Genomic DNA, 21,372 nt, shown 5'->3' with positions numbered 1-21,372 from the left:
CAACCTCACAGGAGAGGATTATCCCGATAGACTTGCGAACCGAAATGTCGCAGTCTTATCTGGAATACGCCATGAGCGTGATAGTGGGTCGGGCGTTGCCAGATGCCAGGGATGGTCTAAAACCTGTGCATCGTCGCATTCTCTACGCAATGCACGAGCTAGGTCTGCTCCACGATCGCCCCTTTAAGAAATGCGCCCGTGTGGTGGGGGAAGTGTTGGGTAAATATCACCCCCACGGTGACACAGCAGTATATGATGCCTTGGTGCGGATGGCGCAGGATTTTTCCATGCGATCGCCCCTAGTTAACGGACATGGTAACTTCGGTTCGGTAGACAACGATCCGCCAGCCGCCATGCGGTACACAGAATGCCGCTTGCAAGCTTTAACTAGCGCCGGGTTACTGCACGACATCGAGTATGAAACCGTAGATTTTGCCGATAACTTCGACGGTTCCCAGCAAGAACCCACAGTGCTACCGGCGCGGATTCCCCAGTTGTTGCTCAACGGTTCCTCTGGGATTGCCGTGGGTATGGCAACTAACATTCCGCCGCATAATTTGGGCGAATTGATTGATGCTTTGGTGGCTGTAATCCACAATCCAGAAATCACCGATCTCGAATTAATGCAGTATGTCCACGGCCCAGACTTTCCGACTGGGGCGCAAATTTTGGGGACATCTGCCATTCGAGAAGCTTACACCACCGGGCGTGGTTCCATCACCATGCGTGGTGTGGCGAACATTGAAACCGTTGAACAACGGGGACGGCCAGATAGAGAAGCAATTATCATCACCGAATTGCCCTATCAAACCAATAAAGCGGCGCTGATTGAAAAAATCGCCGAAATGGTGAACGAGAAGCGGCTAGAGGGCATCGCAGATATCCGGGATGAAAGCGATCGCGACGGAATGCGAGTTGTCATAGAACTCAAGCGTGATGCTTATCCCCGCGTCGTTCTAAATAACCTCTACAAGCAAACGCCACTGCAAGCCAACTTCGGCGCGAACATGCTGGCGTTAGTGAATAGCGAACCCCAAGTACTCACCCTCAAGCAGTTCTTAACCGTCTTCTTGGATTTCCGCATCGAATCCATTGCTAGACGCACCCGCTACGAACTGCGGAAAGCCGAGGAACGCGATCATCTCCTGCAAGGATTATTAATTGCCCTATCCCAGTTAGATCCAATTATTGTCTTAATTCGCCATGCTCCCGATGCGCCGACAGCCAAAGGCGAATTAATCACAACTTACGGACTTTCGGAAGTGCAAGCAGATGCGATTTTGCAAATGCAATTGCGGCGGTTGACTGCCTTAGAAGCAGACAAAATTCGTTTGGAACACGAGGAATTACAAGCGAAAATTATTGATTTGCAAGATATTTTGGCACGCCGGGAAAGAGTGCTAGAAATCATTGAAACCGAAGTCGCGCAATTAAAAACTAACTTTGCCACACCCCGGCGCACGGTGATTTTACCAGGGGAAGGCGAATTAGATGACCGTGACCTAATTGCCAATGAAAAAGCAATAATTTTGGTTACAGAGCAAGGCTACATCAAACGGATGCCAGTTAACACCTTTGAAGCGCAAAGCCGTGCTACCAGAGGCAAAGCCGCAGCCAAGGTGAAAGATGATGATACCATTGAGCATTTTTTGACTTGCTGCGATCACGACAGTATTTTATTCTTTAGTGAGCGTGGTGTTGTTTATTGCCTGAGAGCTTATCAAATTCCAGCAAGTTCGCGTACTAGCCGAGGGACACCAATTGTCCAGATGCTACCGATTCCCAAAGAGGAAAAAATCACCTCCATTGTACCTGTTGACGAGTTTAGCAGTGAAGAATATCTGGTCATGCTCACCAAGGGCGGCAATATCAAAAAAACCGAATTGGCCGCGTTTAGTCACATTCGCGCCAATGGTTTGATTGCCATTTCCTTAGAAGAAGGCGACCAACTGCGCTGGGTACGACGCGCTAGAGTAGAGGACAGTGTAATCATTGGTTCTCGGAACGGAATGGCGATTAACTTCCGGTGCAACCACGAACAACTGCGTCCTTTAAGTAGGGCGACTCGTGGGGTAAAAGCCATGAAACTAAAAAATAAAGATGAACTGGTGGGTATGGATATCCTCCCCGCAGCAATTCTTGAAACTTTGGATATAGTTACAGAAGCCGAAACTGAAGATATCGAAACAATCGAAACAATCGAAACAGAAGATATCGAAATTACTGAAACTAATGAAGAGTCCGCAGAAGTGCCTAGCAGTGGCATTGTTGGCCCTTGGGTGTTGGTAATTACAATGGGAGGATATGGTAAGCGCGTACCAGTTGCCCAATTCCGCCTGCAAAATCGTGCTGGTCAGGGTTTAATGGCAACCAAGTTCAAAAACCGCAAAACTAAGGATAAGTTGGCAACCCTACGCATTGTCAACAATGATGATGATGAAATCATGATGGTAACAAATCGCGGTATTATCATCCGTCAAGCAGTGAATGCGATTTCTATCCAATCGCGATCGGCAACTGGAGTCAGAGTGCAGCGTTTAGACGAAGATGACGCCATTATCGGAGTAGCAATAGTTCCACCTGATGCTGCCGATGCAGAAGAAGCAGAATAAAAAGCAGGGGGCACAGGGGAGGCAAGGGGAGAGGTTTATCTCTTTACTCCCTTGCTTAATTGCCTTAACTAGCGGCATTTTAATGGGGCTAACCGTCGCCCCTGTAGGTGCATGGTTCTTGGCTTGGATTGCCCTAGTCCCCTTATGGGTGCTAATTGTCACTTCAGCCAAACGCAAAAACCAATCCCCCCCTGCTCCATCATCTCCCTCTGCTCCCCCTGCTTTCTTGTGGGGTATAGGTTATCACAGTGTCGCCCTATTTTGGATTACCGGAATTCATCCGATGACATGGTTGGGCGTTCCTTGGTTGCCAAGTTTGTTAATCACGCTTTTTTGTTGGGGATTTATCAGTGTTTTGGGAGGGGTATTCCTTAGTATTTGGGCGGCTGTGATAGTTCGCCTAAACGGACAAAAACCGTGGCTACGTATACTGATTGGTACAGCCGTCTGGTGTGGCTTAGAGAGTCTGTGGAGTGCCGGGCCTCTGTGGTGGAGTTCCCTGGCTTACACTCAAAGTCCGCACAATCTCGTAATTTTACATTTAGGGCAACTCTCTGGGCCTAATACTGTGACAGCTGCGATCGTTGCTGTTAATGGTTTAATTGCTGAAGGATGGACGAACCACAGAGACGCAGAGAGCGCAGAGAGAATTTCCTCTGTGTCCTCCGCGCCTCTGCGGTTCGTTAATAAATATTTAGTTACCGCCACAGGATTATTAATTACCTTACACCTCATCGGTTTTATCTTATATAGCCGTCCCATCGCCCAAGTACCAGAAGCAGCCTTGAAAGTGGGGATTGTTCAGGGTAATATCCCGAACCGACTTTTACGAAGTTCTGAAGGGTTTCGTCGCGCCCAAGAAAACTATACTAATGGATATCTAACTTTAGCAGACCAAGGTGTAGATGCAGTCCTCACCCCAGAGGGAGCCTTACCTATTTTCCAGCGTAACTTGATGGAAACTGCTTTAGTCGCAGCCGTGAAGGAGAAAGGTGTAGTTGCTTGGATTGGGGCTTTTGGCGAACGGGGAGACAGTTATACAATTACCTTGTTTACTTTCAACAGGAAGGGTGAAATTGTCAGCCGCTACGATAAGTCCAAACTAGTACCTTTGGGAGAATATATTCCCTTTGAAGGAATTTTAGGTGGGATAATTCAACGCTTGTCACCTTTGGAGGCACACCAAGTTCCGGGTTCAGCAAATCAAATATTTGATACTCCTTTTGGTCGTGCGATCGCTAGTATATGTTATGAATCTGCTTTTCCTGAGCAATTTCGCCGTCAAGCTGCTGCGGGTGGGCAATTTATTGTCAGTTCTTCTAACGATGCTCATTACACTGCATCCATGCCATTCCAGCACCATGCACAGGATATCATGCGGGCAATTGAAACTGATAGATGGTCAGCACGGGCAACTAATACAGGATATTCAGGCTTTATAGATCCTCACGGTAGAACCTTGTGGATATCTGGATATAATACTTACGAAACTCATGCTGAAACAATTTATCGGCGACAGACGCAGACTTTATATGTGCGTTGGGGTGATTGGTTGACACCATTGTTATTGATATCCTCTGGAGGAGCTTGGCTATTAATTAAACTTGGGCATACCAAGAAAATAAGTGATTAGTAATTAACTTTTTTCCCTGATTCCAAGATACTACCTCTGAACACAACTTATATCATGTCCGCCAAATTACCCATAAGAAAAGAACCCCACCTCGCCAAAGCTAGCTGTGCTTTGTCTCCCCTCCCCGCCTGCGGGGAGGGTTTGGGGGTGGGGTTCTTCGGGTTTAATAAGTAATCAAGCGGACATAATATTTAGTATGGATGCCTCCCGTGATAAGCAAATCATTTTAGATGCAGGCGATCGCTACTGATTAAATCCAAAAAATATCAATTTTATTTTAAACTCTTACCAATAATGGTAAGAATTATTTTATAACAGTAACCTGCCGCAATGTTTATCTAACCCCAATTAAGCAAATTTATCCAACAGACTAATTGTTGGCTGTAATGAATGAGCTTGAAAAAATAACATAGTTTGCTCACCAAAAGCAGTCCAATTTTGGTTAGATAAACGCTCAGAGGCAACAATAATTTGGTCTGGTTGCTTGAGTGCATCACAAGACCAATAAAGAGTAGGAGCTTGTGTGCCGTAAGCGTAGCGAATTGCTGCAATTGCTTGACCATCAGTGACAATTATATTGGCACTAAAGCTAGTGTCGTATTTTGATGCCAACTCAGTCAATTTTTGAACCGTGGCACGTAAGGCTGAGAACAGAGTGCTGTTTGGAGATGACTGCCACATTTCCACTAACAAAGCGAAGATGTGTTCAGAGTCAGTCATGCCTTTAATCAGGCGATATGTGCAATCAGAGAGGCTGTCACGAATTGGTCTATAAAGAGTCTGTTGAAAGTTTGAGATTTCGCCATTATGCACAAACAACAGTTTCCCACTGCGAAATGGCTGACAGTTGCTAATGTCGAGCGATTCACCTATCCCAGCTAATCGCGCATAGCCGACAGTACAAGTAGATTGTACATAGTTGCTCAACTCTTCCAGATTCGGATCGTTCCACATCGGGATCGTGTTTCGGTAAATAAAGGGTTTACCCACTTCGTTATACCAGCCTAAACCTACCCCGTCTGCACAAACTACTCCTGATTTTAATTCCAAAGGACTGTAACTTTGTTTGTAGAGCGAATGCTCCTGTTTATACAGCAACTCATCTAATAGGATGGAATTACCAAGGTAGCCAATTAATCTACACATAAAAAAGCGACGTTGCTGAAAGAGTAACGAACGAAATTCAGTTACAAGCCCCGATACCAATCGAACCCTTTAACTGTGCAATTACTGCGAATCTTTACTAAATTTAACAATTATTTTTTATATTGTGTACGCTTTAACTATGACTAAAGTCATGGTTTTGTTTGCGAATTTTAGAAGGATTTTTTCTAACAAATAGATTAAATAAATTTAGATATAACTAAAGGAAGTAAAAGATATTGCTATTTTATGCCTATCATTTATAACAGGATAATTTATTGATACCCCATTAGTTCAACGTGAGTTCGATGAACCTCTCCCTGACTTGAACTAAAGTTCAAATCTGTCCCTCTCACCCCTCGGCTACGGTATACACACAAGTCTCTTGACCTGCACCTTTGTTGCATCGACCTGCACCTTTGTTGCATCGACCTGTACCTTTGTTGCATTGACCTGTACCTTTGTTGCATCAACCTGTACCTTTGTTACATCGACCTGCACCTTTGTTGCATCGACCTGCACCTTTGTTGCATTGACCTGCACCTTTGTTGCATTGACCTGCAAAAATTAACTTACTCTACGTTACGCAGTAACTCTAAAAAACTTGTGTGTACACAGTAGCACCTGTCAAAGAGGGAAGGTTTGCATTACTAACAGGCATTGCCAACAAAAGCTAACGTAGAATCAATGGGAGTATTACGTCGATGTTCCAAATAATTGCTATATTGAGCGATGTCTAGCGACAAGCCGATGCCACTTCTACGCAACCAAACGCTTCTTGTCCCTCGCTCAACCGTGAACCGCTATATCTACCCTACAAACTTAATTATCTCTATCTCTGGTAATTTTTTTAATCCATTCGACTCATCTAATATTAATCCAGAGATTTTCAAAGATGAGTTTGTTTGAGGTAAAGCCGCGATTCAGACGAAAGATGCATCTATCTAATGATTAACTAATGATTAACCAAATATCTAGATACCTAGAAAATTTACTGCGGCAATGCTGGAGTTCTTAGGCTTTCTCAATCTCTTGGCTTGAGATTGAATAGTTATGCAGTGTATAAATTTAGCCGATGAGCATTTTGTTTCATGTTAAAACGTTCTTATTTACTTAAATACTTAAACCTATTACTCGCAAGTCCAGTATTAGTTATCACGCTAATGCTCACAGCATTGACGAGTGGTTGTCAAAAAAACGATCCGGCAGCAAACGCTCAAAGCCCGCCAGCATTGCCGGTGAAACTTCAGAAAATTGGCACAGGTACAATCGAAGAAAGTTCCCAGTTTGTCGGATCGTTGGAGGCGCAGCAAAAAGTCATACTACAGCCCCAAACTCAGGGACGAATCGAATCGATTCTCGTGTCGAGTGGTCAGCGAGTGCAGCAAGGTACGCCGATCGCATCCTTGAGTTTAGATCAGACTCAGGCTAATGTCGCCAGTTCGATCGCAGCTGCAAGTTCAGCCCAAGCAGCATTAGCAACTGCCCAAGCACAGCAACAACAAGCCGAAGCCCAACGTGTCAAAGCAGCCGCAAATGTTCAACTGCAACAGACACAATTCAATCGTACCCAACAGTTAGTTAGCCAAGGAGCCTTAGCTAGACAAGAGTCAGACGTTGCTAGAAATAACTTACAAAGTGCGATCGCAGACCTGCAAGCAGCCGAAAAACAAGTTGCAGCATCGGGAGCATCTGTCCGGCAAGCACAGGCAAATATCCGTCAAGCTCAAGCAAGTACGGCTGCGGCACAAGTTAACCTCGGTTTCAAGCAAGTGGTAGCACCCATTACTGGCGTAGTTGGCGAATTTCCGGTCAAGATTGGAGATTATGTCAACATCGGACAAACAATTACCACACTTACACAAAACGATTCACTGGATCTCAATCTTTCTATACCATCAAATCGATTGCGTCAATTACGAACTGGCTTACCCGTTCAGTTAATCGATCCCACCACCCAGCAAGTACTTGGTACAGGTGCGATTAACTACATTTCTCCAAATGTAAGTTCTAATCAACAGTCAGTTTTGAGCAAAGCCCGCTTTCGGAATTCCCAAGGGCGATTGCGCGATGGACAATACGTTCAAGCTCGCGTGATTTGGAATCAACAACCAGGTATCTTAATTCCCACCGTTGCAATTTCTCGCATTGGTGGACAAAGTTTTGTGTTTGTCACCGAAAACAAAACCGTAAATGGACAACAGCAGCAAGTTGTGCATCAGCGTTTAGTGCGCCTGGGAGATATTCAAGGGCCCAATTATCAAGTTACCGATGGGCTTAAATCCGGCGAAACGATTGTAACTTCTGGCATTCTCAAACTTAGAGAAGGCGTACCAATCCAACCAATATCATAAATCCAGGATAATTTATGATTTTTTCGATCGCGAATACCTTCATTAAACGCCCGGTATTAACTACCGTTTGCACTCTACTCATTCTGATTGTCGGTGGCGTGTGTATTCCGTTGCTGCCGCTCAATTACTTACCAGATATTGCACCGATTCGCGTTCAAGTCTCAGCTTCCTATACTGGGGCAGATGTGGAAACTGTCGAAACTGCGGTGACAACTACGCTGGAGCGACAAATTAACGGTGTTGAGGGAATGCAGTACATGACCTCAAACAGTTCAGCTGGTAGTAGCCAAATTTCGGTATATTTCGGGTCACAGACGGATAAAAATATTGACCAGGTTAACGTCCAGAATCGTCTTGCCCGTGCTACACCTCGCCTACCGACAACGGTGCAACAATTTGGTGTGACAGCGCAAACATCTTCTACAAGTATTTTGTTAGTCTATGCTCTTTATCCAGAAAATAATGAGTATGACGCGCTGTTTATTAGTAACTATATCGATCTGAATTTGCGAGATCAACTGCTGAGAACGCCAGGAGTTGGGGATTTAACAATTTTTGGTGAAAAACAGTATGCAATGCGGTTGTGGCTCGATCCAAATGCACTGGCAAGTCGAGGCTTAACTGTGACAGATGTCGCTACGGCATTGCGATCGCAAAACATTCTTGCAGGAGCTGGAACCTTAGGTCAAGCGCCTATCCCTCCAGGTCAAAGTTATGAAATTCCCTTGCGAGTCAATGGTCAATTTAAAAATGCGTCAGAGTTTGAAAATCTAGTCATTCAAGCCGGAAGTAATGGCGATTTAATTAAACTCCAAGATGTGGGTCGTGCAGAACTCGGCTCGGAGACTTACAGCAGCAATGCTAGAAATAATGGTAAACCGTCGATCGGCATTGCAATTTATCAGTCACCTGGTAGTAACGCCCTGGATGTTTCAAAAAACGTTCAGGCTCAGATGAATGAGTTGATGAAAGACTTTCCACCGGGCTTACAGGCTAAAATTGTCTACGATACCGTTGGATTTGTGCAAGCATCACTCGAAGAAGTGCTGAAAACACTAGTTGAAGCGATCGCTCTTGTCGTACTGGTGATTTTTCTGTTTCTGCAAAACTGGCGAGCTACAATTATTCCCCTGGTTGCCATTCCCGTTTCACTGATTGGGGCGTTAGCATTTGCTTTCGTGTTTAAATTCTCGTTGAATAATTTAACGTTATTTGGCTTAATTTTGGCAACAGGATTAGTTGTAGATGATGCCATTATCGTTGTGGAAGCGATCGCCCGCAAAGTTGAACAGGGAGTGCGACCACTTCAAGCATCAGTCGAGGCAATGGATGAACTTACCGGAGCGGTAGTTTCAACGTCGCTGGTATTGATGGCAGTTTTTATCCCGGTGGCATTTTTCCCAGGTTCAACAGGAAAAATGTATCAACAGTTCGCGTTGATCATTGCTTTTTCAATCGCCATATCAACGTTTAATGCCCTTTCCTTTAGTCCGAGTATATCGGCAATTTTGCTCCGCCCGCCTCAGCCTGCACGCGGCCCGCTTGGTTGGTTTTTTGGCCGTTTCAATCAAATTTTACAATGGATAATTGAAAAGTATTTAGCGATCGTGAATTTTCTGATTCGCCTTCGTTATGCGGTAATCGGATTATTTGTGGTTGGTTTAGCTGCCACTTATTTTATGTTTACCCATGTTCCCACCGGATTTGTTCCGAGCGAAGACCAGGGAATTGTCTTAGGTATTATTCAAGGCCCAGATGGAGTTGCCCTCAACTATACCGATCAAGTAATTACAAAACTCGAACAAATTCTCGAAAAAGAACCGGAGGTTGATAACATTTTCGCCACTTCGGGATTTGGTTTTGCAGGTAGTGGTTCAAATCGCGGTGTCTTCTTTGCAAAACTCAAGCCGTGGGAGGAGCGCAGTCAACCCGATCAAACTGCCTCTGCAATCTTAGCCCGAATCAATAAAGAATTTGCAACGATTCCAGAAGCTATTATCACCGCAGTCAGTCCCCCACCGATTCAAGGCTTTAGTACTTTAGGGGGATTTGAGTTACAGCTAGAAGACCGTACTAATGGAAGATTGACAATAGATGATTTTTATGCTAACGCTCAAACGGTGATCGCCCAAGCAAATCAAAAACCGGCGCTCAAAGGCGGCGTTTTTACCCAGTTTACTGCTAGTACACCACAGTTTCAAATTGACTTCGATCGCACTCGTTTAGAAGCACTTAACATCGATTTTCAAGAAGCTGTCAGCACACTTGGAGCTGCAATTGGCTCCCAGTATGTTAACGATTTTACCTTGGCACAGCGTACCTACCGCGTATATGTTCAGGCAGATGCGAACTATCGGCGATCGCCAGATGATATTCGGCGGCTTTATGTGCGATCGGCAAATAACCAAATGGTGCCATTAAGTGAGGTTGTGAAAATCACACCGACTACAGGGCCATCTGTAATTTCCCATTACAACGGCTTCCGCGCGATCGATATACAAGGTAGAGAAGCATCGGGCTACAGTAGTGGACAGGCGATTCAAGCAATGCAACAAGCGGTGACTGAAGCAGCAACACCGGGGGTTGGCAGTGATTGGATTGGCACTGCCCGCGAAGAATTAAGTGCAGGTAATTTGGGGATTTTGATTTTTGGCTTCGGAATCATTATGGTGTTTCTGACGCTGGCTGCTCAGTATGAAAGTTATATTGATCCGGCGATTATTTTGTTAACTGTACCGTTAGCGTTGTTAGGCGCATTGAGTGCCTTAGCTTTGCGAGGTTTGGTTAATGATGTCTACGCCAACGTGGCGTTAGTGATGCTGATTGGATTAGCATCGAAGAACGCGATTTTGATCGTCGAGTTTGCCAATCAAGCCCTTGAAGAAGGCGTGACGATTCGACAAGCAGCCATAACCGCAGCGCAAGAACGATTCCGACCGATTGTGATGACTTCAAGCGCTTCCTTGCTGGGATTTTTCCCCCTGGTAATTGCCACCGGAGCCGGTTCTGCCTCGCGCTGGTCATTAGGAACAGCCTTATTTGGCGGGCTACTCGTAGCAACAATTTTGAGTTTGCTGATTGTTCCAGTCCTGTACGTAATCATCAAAACTTTAGAAGAACGCTTCTTGAAAAATAAACCTGCTAATCGTTCCCAACCGCCATCCCCAGATGGAAACAACGATGGAAACCAAGATGGACAATCAAGAGCGATCGCTCATCAACATTCATCTGTAATTGTCAGGCAGAATGCCGATGATAACAGACGTAATGATTCGAGTCATTGAAAAAGGAAATAGGAGTTAAAAGTTAGGAGTACAGACGCGATTAATCGCGTCTGTACAGAAGTTAGAGAAGTCCAAAAATTAAATTACTCAATTCCTCCATCCAACACAAATATCAGATATCTTCTTCCCCTGCTCCCCCTGCCCCACTCTGCATTCTATTACAAGAGGTAAAGATTAAGTTGCAACTTTAGGAGAGGCTGAGACAATAATAGTATCTCCTAATAATTTAGCAACTTTATAAGCATTGGAGTAAAGCAAATGAATGCTAGATTGGTCGCTTTCTCTGGCTTTGTGACAGCATTTGTCGGTGCAGGGATTGGTTTTATTGCTGCTAGTTTACTTCCTTGCCCTTACACGAGCCAAATGTATCAAAATTTGGAGCAAAAATACGCGATCGTTGGTGCAGTCGCTGGCTTGCTGATTGGTTCTAGTCAAGAAATGATTCGAGAACTCAAGCAAGAGCAAGATGCAGAAGAAAACTTGTTACGGGATTTGAACAAAGCTATTCACTCAAGTACAGATAAAAAAAATTACTGATCTGTTAGTGTAAGACATTATTCTTTCAAAATACTTCCCCATACAACAACATTCTACTAAGGTAGAAAATGTGGAAGAGTTGACCTAGTGCGTGTCATCAATTAAGCCAGATAACGACAGCAGTAAGATAAATTGTACCTAAAAAGTTCCTGGCCCGCTTGTCGTCATAACGTGTGGCAATTGCTCCATATTGCTTGACTTTGGCAAATAAATTTTTACTTCCGTTGTCGTGCTTTGTATAAGTTTTTGTCATACTCACGCTTAACATTACGGTTACGCCAATGCCAAGGGCAAAGGCTACAGCTTTGCCACACAACCAGAATTTTAATTTTAATTAGATATCAATATATATTTATCTGTTCTATCTGTTGTTTTGTAATTGTAGTCGTGAATAGCTTGCTGTAAGTCCATAAGAATAAATCAAACTAGATTAAGTAATGTAAAAAATCTTAAGATTAGTTTGTAGTGTTCGCGCAGCGTCTCGAAGAGAGGACTAAAGTCCTCAAATGATGGCTGGAGCCGCTCACTACAAACCTTGAATTATTCATGTCGGTCTACTTAACTGTGCTATTTTTGTGAGAGTTTATCCCCAAGTTTTTTGCTCTCCTCGCAAACAGCACAGTATCAGCAAACCTTTTCTCTACAGTCCGCGACATACTCCATTACATGAGCAATCGATTGTCAACTCACAACACAAAGGGACATTAGGCAATACCGACACCACCCGTTATGCCATAAACCTCTCCCGTGATGTAGCTTGCCTCCTGTGAAGCAAGGAGAACGTATATTGGAGCGATCTCTACTGGCTGTCCGGGTCGTCCTATTGGAACCGTAGAGCCAAATTTCTCAATCTTTTCTTGAGTCTGACCGCCACTGGGCTGTAGCGGTGTCCAAAACGGGCCCGGCGCTACAGCATTGACGCGTACACCCTTCTCAATCATTTGTTTGGAAAGTGCTTTTGTGAAAGCAACAATGCCTGCTTTGGTCATTGCATAGTCAATGATGTTCTCTGAAGGATTATACGCCTGAATAGAAGTTGTATTAATGATGGCTGCACCTGGTTTCAGATGTGGCACTGCTGCCTGCGTAATCCAAAAGAGCGCATATAGGTTGGTTTTAAGCACCTTATCGAACTGCTCAGAACTGATATCGCCAAGAGAGGGCTGAGTTTCTTGTGCGCCAGCATTGTTGACAAGAATATCTAAACCACCCAGAGATTCTACTGCGTCTGCCACGAGTTTTCGGCAAAAATTCTCATCCTTGATGTCACCTCCAAGAGCGACGGCTTTACGTCCTGTTTGTTCGATCAGTTCTATAGTCTCTTGTGCATCCGGTTCTTCACTGGGAAGATAGCAGATTGCCACATCAGCCCCTTCACGCGCAAACGCGATCGCTACGGCACGTCCGATACCAGAATCTCCTCCGGTAATCAACGCCTTTCGGTTTGTAAGTTTTCCACATCCTGTATAGCTCTGTTCGCCGTGATCCGGCTGAGGGTTCATCTGTTTAGCTAGTCCCGGTGCTGGCTGCGGTTGACGAGGAAAGGGTGGCCCTGGATATTGCTGACGTGGATCTTGCATCTTCAATCGCGCGTTTGTCATCTTTATACTTCCATATTGTGGTGAGTTCAATTGTAAAATCGCTTTTACATCGTATCTACCCACTTGGTGCAGCATTCTTGTTGCAATTAGTAACAGGTTTAAGACTCTGGTGTATCTGTTCTGCTCTACCTTTTGGCAGACTTCAAACAAGCAGCTGTTGCGTCTACTTGCTCCAAGAAAGTTTTGGGTAAGATACTTGCAAACATCACTAATTCAACATTTTAGGAAGTTTAGCTTCTTTTACGTATTTACGTGCCAAAGTGGATAAAGGCTGCGCGGATCGCAATAAACCACACCGCAAGCGTTGCCAATAGGTAGAGATAGAACCGAAGCACGATCAGATTGAATGTGCAATGGACAGCACTGTGCAATACGCGAAACACAACAAAGATCCACGCGGCATTCACATACACTGCATCTACCTGCTTCGTGATGAACAGATATATTACGAGCGCATAGAAAAGTACCGGGATCTCGAATAGGTTCTTGAAGTTATCTGATGGATTGGATACATTTGGTGGTGATATCTGGGCTAGTGTGCTGGGTACAGCAAGATCCTCCGGGCGGATCTTTCTACTTTTAATGAAACTGATACGGCGGATGTACATATACACCCAGACTATGAGTGTTAAAAACACCGTTGCAAAGAAAGGACTGAAAATTGCCTCTTGTGCCATTTGTACCTCTTAAATTTGCTCATTCTGCCGACGGGTAGACGATAGACTGCTGCATCGGCAGAATGAGCAATTTCCTTTCTTGACTCTCATATCAAAGTGTTGTTGAGATTAAAGATAATATAGGCTTAGTATTCCAATGCTTCTAGACCTCGAACGGGTACACTTGAGTCAACTTCACTTATGACAAGTCCCTTGAAGCTTATTTTTGAAGCCATCAATCAAGCCCGTAGTGAGCATGATCTGCGATCGCAAGTCGTGCCGAAAATTGGTGAGTATTTTGCCGCCAAACGATGGAGAATTTTTTTCTTCGAGCAACTACCCTTAGCCGATAGCAATCAACATAAAATTCTGAAAATTGCACTATCCATTGAACACAATCCTGTAGCGCGTTATCTGGTGGAGCATCATGCGCCTGTCCACGAAGCATTAGTGACATCACCAAAGGCTTGGAAAATCATCTGTCCCCGCCCCGATCATTGGCATGTGATGGCGGGGCCGATCATTAATCGCAATAAATTAGTTGGCGTAGTGGGTTGCACCCGTGAAAAGTCAATGCCTGCCTTTGATACACAAAATTTAAGCGATTTGAGCGCCATTTGCCTGCACTTATCTGTTTGGGCTACAACAGTTGGTTCACAAGCAATTTATCAAGGAAAGTCGCAGCCCCAACCTTTTAAAACTAATCGTTTAACGCCTCGTGAATTACAGATTGCAGAATTGGTTGCTTTGGGGCAAACTAACGCAGAAATTGGTTATCAACTTTGGATTACCGAAAATTCTGTCAAGCAAGCCTTAAAGCGAATGTTTCGTAAGCTTGAGGTTTCGTCTCGTGCAGAGATGGTTGCACAACTTTTAGCTCCAAGGCATCATTCACCGGGGGCAAATCCAGATTTATCAGTTCTAGAAACGTCAAAATAGCTTATTCGTATCCTTGACGGTTGGGGACTGCGGAGCGATCGCATCAAGCCTTGCGTTTTTCTTGCCAATCGACATAGAAAAAGAGAATTGCAAGCATTATATAGCCAATAGCCCAAGGCGCACCAGTTCCCCAGCCGAAATTAACAACTGTATCTGCAACAGTCCAACGATAACTGTGCATCAACCCAACCCAAGAAATTATAGCAGCGACTATAGACCAATAGGCGGCTTGGCGAAACTTGCGCTCAATAATGTAAACTGTGATACCAGCTAAAATCATGGCGGAAAAAATAAACCCTTGCTCAAGAGCAAAAGCCCCGTCAATATATGTATCGCTCAACTTAAACTGCTCAATCAAGTTTGGTGTTAAAGGTTTTTCCGGCGTGCCCAAGCCTGCTGCCCGAAGTGCATTTTTAGCAATTAGCGCACCCCAACCAGCAATGCCGGGTAATAGACCAACAACCACAGCAGGTGCATGATGTGACGGTGTGGCTGTAAAGCTTTGAGCGACAATCACAATTCCAATCCACAATACAATTGCCATCCCGGCTTCAACCGGGACAAAGTAAGCCAGCATTGCCACAGTTCCACTCAGGCAAAGCAAGCCCATAATTATGCCATTGAGTATAGAGTAACCGACTCTTGCTCCCATAACTTTCCAGCCAGGATGACCAATATAAATAGTAGTCGGGAAACAGGAACCACAAATAGCAGCAACCAATGTACCAATACCATTTACCCTCAGACACGGAGCCACAGGATAAGTATCACCCGCAGCTGAGGCACTTTCTAAATTCTGGAGACTGCCAACAAGATTAAATAACCCCATTGGTAGAATGATGCTGAAATATTCGACTAAGACTGAACGACTACCCCACAATTTTCCTAGCCACAAAGAAGGGAGATAAAGCCTAATTGGTTCCAGGGTAGCGATAAACTTGGCATGATCCCAACTGACCAAACCTGTCCCCCAAGCAAGAGCAATTCCCAACAGAACAGCCAACAAGCCGCCAGGTATGGCAAATTGCACTCGCCCAAAATAAGTCAACAGAATTACACCAAGAGGCACCAAGCCGACTACGGGATTGGCATAGGTACGAAATAGAAAACCAATAGCAATAAAAGTGATTGCAATACCGCCCAAAGTCGAAAGCAATGCTGCACGGGGAGCAAGGCGACGAAGTGGCTCTCCTCCCCAAGCTCCGACAAATTCTATCAAACCGGAACCAAAGCAAGCCACCAATCCTGCTTGCCAAGCTAATTCAGCAGCTTGTTCGCCAGATGCACCACCAGAAACTGCCGCCAATTTTACAGGTAGCATCACCAGAAAAATATAGGCAAAAAGACTGACGGTGTTAATTCCATAAGGCAAAGCAGTAATATCGTCCCTCTGTTCACGTTTGCCTTGCTCTTTGGCTAGCCTTGCGTAATAGAAGTTACCAACAATCAAACTTATTGCAACTCCAGGCAAAATGCGCCCATGAACTAACGACGCAGGAAAGCCAAGCACTACTTGGCACAAATTGACAATCAATAAAATTTGAATAAAATTATCAAGCGCCAACCCAAATAAACCATCAATGTCTCTGCGAACGAACCAACGAGGTACTCTGGTTGTAGCGATTTCCATTGTTTTACTTTTGCTTTGCCAATTAGTCTGGCAATGGTCTTGCCGCTTTTAGAATACCAGCAATTGTATTACAGGTGATAGTTTATAGATAGTTTTCTGTTCTCAATATAGCTAATTGTAAAATTCGCTATCTGCTAATTTCTGCCAGCTTTTCGCTGTAACACCAAAATGATCCTTGGCTCCTTGAAAAGAATCGAAGTTTCGTTACAGCCAATTGCAGTAGTTAACCGCATCAGTTAATTAAACCAGTTGAGAATTACAGCACTTACGGCAGCTATGAGGTACATCCCCAAATCTGAAAGTTTTGATAGGAGAGGGCAAGGAGAAAAACTGTATTGCATAATAGCTGGAAGCGCTGTATAGCTAGCACTTTGAATAATACGCTTAACTATATTGCAAGCATGAAGCTCTTTTTGAGTCGTGATATTTTGTCCACATCCTGGAAGAACCGCTTTTTCTTGTTCTTGAATTTCTCTAAGCTCTAAGAATAATAATCTTCCCAGAGCAGAGGTTATGGCGTTTTATTATTAAATTTTTCGGTACTCGCTTTTAGGAACGAATTAACATTGGGTCATAAATTTGAATTTCTTGAACGCCGCAATTACCCAAAATCGAGCTAATGTAATCAAGCTCATTGTCTGTGCCACTAACGATGAGGATGTAATTGCCTTGCTCAATTTGCTCGTTGTAAAAGCGTGCCCACTCATCTCCTATTCCTAGCCTCATAGCGTCAAAGCGCTCACTTAAATTAACACCTGTTGATCCTTTAAATTGAGAAAAGTCTTTGCAAATTAAGGAAATCTGGTTTACTGGAAAACCTGCGACACACATATCATTAATTGCAGCTTCAACATTATCTATGTTATTAAAGTCACTAACAGCATATTTGGTCAAAATCCCACTTTTATTAGGCAGGGAAGTAGTAGAAGTCGTGGTGGTCAGATAATTTGTAGTTCCATGTTCACTGTTGAGATGCTCGTAAATGCCAAACTCTTCAATACCCCAACGCAGGAGAATTGCTTCTACTTTAGCAATTTCAAAAGATGTACAATCTACGATTATTAAATAGTGTCCAACCTCTACTCGCTGGTTATATGCTCTAGCTTGCTCTTCCGACATTCCCCAACCAACTAATGCACCAGCAAAAGTCCCAGTAGCTGCACCTATGCTTGCCCCTACAAGGGTTGTAATCAAAGCGGTTGCAGCTGCCCCAGCCAGCATTATTGGCCCAACTCCAGGGATTGCTAAAGTACCTAGACCTACTAATAAACCAGTCAACCCACCGACAGCGCCCCCTGAAAGCCCTCCTACCGTTGCGCCTTCGTCGGATTTGTCACCTATTTCATCATCACCAATCTCATAATTGCGGTCTCTATTCTGTACAACTACAGATACTTTTTCCATCGCCAAGCCAGAATCTCTCAACTCATGTAGTGCTTGTTCTGCATCTCGACGATGAGTAAATACACCTACAGCACGTTGATATTGACTTAAAACCATTATTACTCCTTGGTAGCCCAGGAAAATTAATTACCTAATAAATTTAGTATTTCACTATTTGTAATATTAAATACGAGTTTGTTGAACTGAAAATCATCCATCCTTAGTAATAAAATTCATGATTGTCAGTAACCGAAAAGAAGTTTGTGGTTGTTTAATCCGAATTAGCGCTCTTTTTCACCAAGCAGTAAGGCTTGTGAGGTGCTATTTTTAGCATCCTCCACTGAATTTTCGGAATCGGCACAGGTACTAATTGTCGTCAAATCTCATCTTAACTCCATGCTTAGGAGCCAGCGTAATACCTCTGCGCTGTAGCTTTTCTGGTTGCTTCTCAACCAACGCTAGTTTATAGCGTGACACAATAGTTGCTAAAACGAGCTTCATTTCAAATGGAGCCAAAGCATCACCCACACAGCGACGAACACCAGCGCCAAATGGCATAAATTCATAGGGAGAAAATTGGCGATTCAAAAAGCGTTCAGGGTGAAATTGCTGCTGCTGTGGGTATAAATCTTCTCGTTGATGTAAAAGATAAATGCAGCCAATTATTACTGTCCCAGGCTCTAAATGATGTCCCAGTAGTTCAGTTGATTCTTGGACTACTCTAGGGAAAGTAAGCATAGCTACAGGAGAAATTCGTAAAATTTCATTACAGACGGCAGTCAGATAAGGTAATTGCACAATGCTCATAGGGTTAGGAGAATCACCTAAAAGATTTAGTTCTTGGAGCATTTTTTCACGTACTTCTGGTAAATGATGAATCCAATACAAACCCCAAGCCATTGCTGATGCTGTAGTTTCATTTCCAGCTAGTAGCAATGTCATCATTTCATCGCGCAACTGTTGATCGCTCATCGATTCACCTTGTTCATCCTTGGCTGACATAAGTAATGAAAGGATATCGATGCGGTTAGAATCGTTTTGCAGCCGACGCTCTGCAATTTCTGCATAGAGTAAATTATCAATTTGCTGCCTCAGACGCAGAAAATTTCCCCAAGGACTCCAAGCACCTAAATCTTTTTGCAGAATTAAGAAAAAGAGGAAGCCAGAGGTCAAGGGAGATTGAAACACATCTGTTATTAATATCAGTAATCGCTTGAGTTTTTGATAGCGTTCACCCTCAGACAAGCCGAAAACTGCTTGTAATATAACTTCTAAAGAAATCTGCTGCATAGCAGTTCTAGCTAAGAAAAACCGATCTTGTGGTAGCTGACTAAAGATATTTTCTGCTAGGCTACAAATCAAGTTACCATATGCCTTCATGCGATCGCCGTGGAAAGGGGGTATCAACAATTGCCGCCGTCGTTTGTGACCTTCTGCCTCCAGCATGACAACTGAATAGTTCCCTATGAGAGGTTCTAAAAATTTGTTAGGCTCACCAAGAGCAGTGAACTTTTTTCTGTCATTCGTTAAAATTTCTTGTAGTGCCTTGGGATGCTGTACAAATACGGCTGTATTCCCAAAACCTATGATCTCAGCCGTGAATAGGTCAGAATACTTATGGGCGGCACTTTCCATATATCCTATCGGGTCAACAACCCAATGAAGTTTTTGGAAAAAAGAGGGAGTTTGGAGAGTATTGGGTAGTTGCATATCACTTCAAAAGTCACGCATTATTAATTAGAAATTAAGTGAATAGAACGACGATGAAATCACAAGGAGCTAAATTAAGGGTAGAACTACAAGATCAAGACATATACCCTTTAACCCACCCAAAAGATTGGTCATGGCCATTCTGGGCTGCTGTACCACTCTACCCCTACGGGAGGCGGCGGACACTTCGCAAAGAAATAGTTGAGGGCACTATCTGGACATTCGATCAGCTTCATGGCATTCTCTACACCATCGTTCCGATTCGCATGACTGTCGTCAAACTCGCTGCCAATGGGCTTCTGGTCTATGCACCCGTTGCTCCAACAAGTGAGTGTGTTCGCTTGGTTAATGAGTTGGTTACAAAGCATGGTGAAGTTAAGTACATCATATTGCCAACCAGTTCTGGTCTGGAGCATAAAGTTTTCGTTGGTCCCTTTTCTCGCCGTTTTCCTCAAGCACAAGTCTTTGTTGCGCCGCATCAGTGGAGTTTCCCGTTTAACCTGCCACTTAGTTGGCTAGGCTTTCCCCAAAAACGAACTCAAGAACTCCCAGAGGACTCAAGCCTTGCTCCCTTTGCTCTAGAGTTTGACTATGCAATATTAGACATCAATTTAGGACGAGGATCTTTTGCAGAAGTTGCAGTGTTTCATAAGCGATCGCACACTCTACTTGTAACTGATTCTATACTTTCTGTACCAGAAAACCCTCCGGAAATCGTTCAATTAGATCCTTATCCTTTACTGTTTCATGCAAGGGAAAATGCCTCGGAGACCATCGAGGATAATGAAGACAACCGCCGCAAGGGATGGCAACGCATTTCATTGTTTGCGCTTTATTTGCGTCCTAGTGTGCTGGAAGTTACTCCAATCGGACAGATGTTTCGTGATGCTCTCAAAGCACCACAGCGAACGCTAAAAACGTACTTTGGTTTATTTCCTTTTCGCTGGCAAGAAACCTGGAAGCAGGCATTCGATGCTCTACGAGGTCAGGGGCGACCATTTGTCGCACCGATTTTGCAAATCCTCATTCTCCCTCAAGCACCAAGACAAGTCCTCAACTGGGCTGATACAGTTGCAAGCTGGGATTTTCAGCAGATTATTCCCTGTCACTTTGACTCGCTAATTTTGGCAAATCCGCGTCAATTTCGGCAAGCATTTGCTTTTCTTGAGAAAAATCCCTCTATAAGTAATGACTTTTCTTCTAACGAAAGCCAGCCTCTATTGGAGGAAGACTTAAAATTCATTAAGGAACTTGAAGCGGGTCTAGTTAAACGCGGTATCGCAACGCCAGCTAAAGAGAAGGTGTAATCAAGCAATATGCATTGCATATCTCACCCGAACAATGTTTGGTCAACTGATAACCCTCTTTTGTCACTTTCGGCAGAGAATAATTTGTAACCCTTGCCCAGATAGGATTTTAACTGTAGAGCTTTCCTGGAAGGTTTCTATTAGGTTGCGATCGCTATAAACTAATTTATTTTCTCACGTTTAATTTTCCATAATCTAGATTTTTTGCGACGATGTTTTTGCCCTGACTGGCACTGCGTCTTTACTAAAAAATGAATTAGATGGGTTTGTATGGGTAGGTACAATGGAGTTTTGGGCTGATTTAACTCATGATTTGATGCGTCTCAGACGCAATAAACTACCCTATTTTCAGAAAGGTCTAGGTGCTACGACTCTTTAGACATAACCAGCAGTCTCGCCACAACAAAGATATTTGAAGGCGAATTTTACTCGCAAAACTGATAATTCCCTTAAGACATGTTGACGTATTTGTTTAATGACTCGTTACCTTCCAGTAAAAACAAAAGCCGTCTCAAAGTTAATTGAGAAGGCTTTTGTAATGAAAAAGAAACCTGGCATCGAGCTATTTTTGCGTAGGGCTACC

General features: G+C 43.8%; 14 protein-coding genes. 7 read left to right on the top strand and 7 right to left on the bottom strand.

The window, feature by feature from the left end:
• Together gyrA and lnt are read left to right on the top strand one after the other, a co-directional pair.
• On the top strand, nt 1-2,612 hold a 2,612-nt coding region (gene gyrA, locus V7K25_RS20900; protein WP_335160379.1), incomplete at its 5' end, for a DNA topoisomerase (ATP-hydrolyzing) subunit A.
• Nucleotides 2,593-4,245: an apolipoprotein N-acyltransferase gene (lnt, locus tag V7K25_RS20895; RefSeq protein WP_335160378.1), complete on the top strand. Its 1,653-nt coding sequence runs from the start codon at nt 2,593-2,595 to the stop codon at nt 4,243-4,245. The genes gyrA and lnt, both read left to right, overlap by 20 nt.
• Nucleotides 4,246-4,593: 348 nt before the next feature.
• Here lnt and egtC read toward each other — a convergent pair whose 3' ends face one another.
• Both egtC and V7K25_RS20885 read right to left on the bottom strand, forming a co-directional pair.
• The gene (gene egtC, locus V7K25_RS20890) at nt 4,594-5,391 is read right to left on the bottom strand and encodes an ergothioneine biosynthesis protein EgtC (protein WP_335160377.1); all 798 of its coding nucleotides are present in this window, start codon (nt 5,389-5,391) and stop codon (nt 4,594-4,596) included.
• Between the two features lie 360 nt (nt 5,392-5,751).
• Nucleotides 5,752-5,952 carry a hypothetical protein gene (locus V7K25_RS20885; protein ID WP_335160376.1) on the bottom strand — a complete coding sequence of 67 codons (201 nt, stop codon included), beginning with the start codon at nt 5,950-5,952 and terminating at the stop codon, nt 5,752-5,754.
• A 527-nt stretch (nt 5,953-6,479) separates the two neighbouring features.
• Here V7K25_RS20885 and V7K25_RS20880 point away from each other — a divergent pair.
• The 3 genes from V7K25_RS20880 (at nt 6,480) to V7K25_RS20870 (ending at nt 11,563) form a co-directional block, all read left to right on the top strand.
• Nucleotides 6,480-7,742, top strand: a complete 1,263-nt coding sequence (locus V7K25_RS20880) for an efflux RND transporter periplasmic adaptor subunit (RefSeq protein ID WP_335160375.1) — start codon at nt 6,480-6,482, stop codon at nt 7,740-7,742.
• Between the two features lie 14 nt (nt 7,743-7,756).
• Entirely contained in the window at nt 7,757-11,026 is a 3,270-nt protein-coding gene (locus V7K25_RS20875) for an efflux RND transporter permease subunit (RefSeq protein WP_335160374.1), read from the top strand.
• Between the two features lie 258 nt (nt 11,027-11,284).
• The gene (locus tag V7K25_RS20870) at nt 11,285-11,563 is read left to right on the top strand and encodes a hypothetical protein (protein WP_335160373.1); all 279 of its coding nucleotides are present in this window, start codon (nt 11,285-11,287) and stop codon (nt 11,561-11,563) included.
• Between the two features lie 704 nt (nt 11,564-12,267).
• On the opposite strand, the gene V7K25_RS20865 is transcribed toward V7K25_RS20870, so the two are convergent.
• Together V7K25_RS20865 and V7K25_RS20860 are read right to left on the bottom strand one after the other, a co-directional pair.
• Nucleotides 12,268-13,164: an SDR family oxidoreductase gene (locus tag V7K25_RS20865; RefSeq protein ID WP_335160372.1), complete on the bottom strand. Its 897-nt coding sequence runs from the start codon at nt 13,162-13,164 to the stop codon at nt 12,268-12,270.
• Nucleotides 13,165-13,412: 248 nt separating this feature from the next.
• Complete coding sequence (locus tag V7K25_RS20860) at nt 13,413-13,841, bottom strand: MAPEG family protein (protein WP_335160371.1); 429 nt, start codon at nt 13,839-13,841, stop codon at nt 13,413-13,415.
• 180 nt (nt 13,842-14,021) lie between these two features.
• Between V7K25_RS20860 and V7K25_RS20855 the strand changes: the two genes are divergently transcribed.
• Nucleotides 14,022-14,759, top strand: a complete 738-nt coding sequence (locus tag V7K25_RS20855; protein ID WP_335160370.1) for a LuxR C-terminal-related transcriptional regulator — start codon at nt 14,022-14,024, stop codon at nt 14,757-14,759.
• Between the two features lie 43 nt (nt 14,760-14,802).
• Here V7K25_RS20855 and V7K25_RS20850 read toward each other — a convergent pair whose 3' ends face one another.
• The 3 genes from V7K25_RS20850 to V7K25_RS20840 all read right to left on the bottom strand — a co-directional run bounded on the left by V7K25_RS20850 (nt 14,803) and on the right by V7K25_RS20840 (nt 19,482).
• Entirely contained in the window at nt 14,803-16,389 is a 1,587-nt protein-coding gene (locus V7K25_RS20850) for an NCS2 family permease (RefSeq protein WP_335160369.1), read from the bottom strand.
• A 549-nt stretch (nt 16,390-16,938) separates the two neighbouring features.
• Complete coding sequence (locus V7K25_RS20845) at nt 16,939-17,889, bottom strand: hypothetical protein (RefSeq protein ID WP_335160368.1); 951 nt, start codon at nt 17,887-17,889, stop codon at nt 16,939-16,941.
• 249 nt (nt 17,890-18,138) lie between these two features.
• A complete protein-coding gene (locus V7K25_RS20840) occupies nt 18,139-19,482 on the bottom strand; it encodes a cytochrome P450 (RefSeq protein ID WP_335160367.1) in 1,344 nt (447 codons plus the stop codon).
• Between the two features lie 53 nt (nt 19,483-19,535).
• On the opposite strand from V7K25_RS20840, the gene V7K25_RS20835 reads away from it, so the two are divergent.
• The gene (locus V7K25_RS20835) at nt 19,536-20,789 is read left to right on the top strand and encodes a DUF4336 domain-containing protein (protein WP_335160366.1); all 1,254 of its coding nucleotides are present in this window, start codon (nt 19,536-19,538) and stop codon (nt 20,787-20,789) included.
• Nucleotides 20,790-21,372: the final 583 nt, after the last annotated feature.

This window comes from Nostoc sp. (assembly GCF_036919495.1).
Classification (GTDB): Bacteria; Cyanobacteriota; Cyanobacteriia; order Cyanobacteriales; family Nostocaceae; genus Nostoc.
This window is presented reverse-complemented; position numbering and strand designations above follow the sequence as displayed.

Bases quoted from the DNA above. Each gene is read 5' to 3' on its own strand.
- V7K25_RS20880 (WP_335160375.1), top strand. From the start codon at position 6,480: ATGTTAAAACGTTCTTATTTACTTAAATACTTAAACCTATTACTCGCA.
- V7K25_RS20835 (WP_335160366.1), top strand. From the start codon at position 19,536: ATGAAATCACAAGGAGCTAAATTAAGGGTAGAACTACAAGATCAAGAC.
- V7K25_RS20840 (WP_335160367.1), bottom strand. From the start codon at position 19,482: ATGCAACTACCCAATACTCTCCAAACTCCCTCTTTTTTCCAAAAACTT.
- V7K25_RS20865 (WP_335160372.1), bottom strand. From the start codon at position 13,164: ATGACAAACGCGCGATTGAAGATGCAAGATCCACGTCAGCAATATCCA.
- lnt (WP_335160378.1), top strand. From the start codon at position 2,593: ATGCAGAAGAAGCAGAATAAAAAGCAGGGGGCACAGGGGAGGCAAGGG.
- V7K25_RS20845 (WP_335160368.1), bottom strand. From the start codon at position 17,889: ATGGTTTTAAGTCAATATCAACGTGCTGTAGGTGTATTTACTCATCGT.
- V7K25_RS20850 (WP_335160369.1), bottom strand. From the start codon at position 16,389: ATGGAAATCGCTACAACCAGAGTACCTCGTTGGTTCGTTCGCAGAGAC.
- V7K25_RS20860 (WP_335160371.1), bottom strand. From the start codon at position 13,841: ATGGCACAAGAGGCAATTTTCAGTCCTTTCTTTGCAACGGTGTTTTTA.
- V7K25_RS20855 (WP_335160370.1), top strand. From the start codon at position 14,022: ATGACAAGTCCCTTGAAGCTTATTTTTGAAGCCATCAATCAAGCCCGT.
- egtC (WP_335160377.1), bottom strand. From the start codon at position 5,391: ATGTGTAGATTAATTGGCTACCTTGGTAATTCCATCCTATTAGATGAG.
- V7K25_RS20870 (WP_335160373.1), top strand. From the start codon at position 11,285: ATGAATGCTAGATTGGTCGCTTTCTCTGGCTTTGTGACAGCATTTGTC.
- V7K25_RS20875 (WP_335160374.1), top strand. From the start codon at position 7,757: ATGATTTTTTCGATCGCGAATACCTTCATTAAACGCCCGGTATTAACT.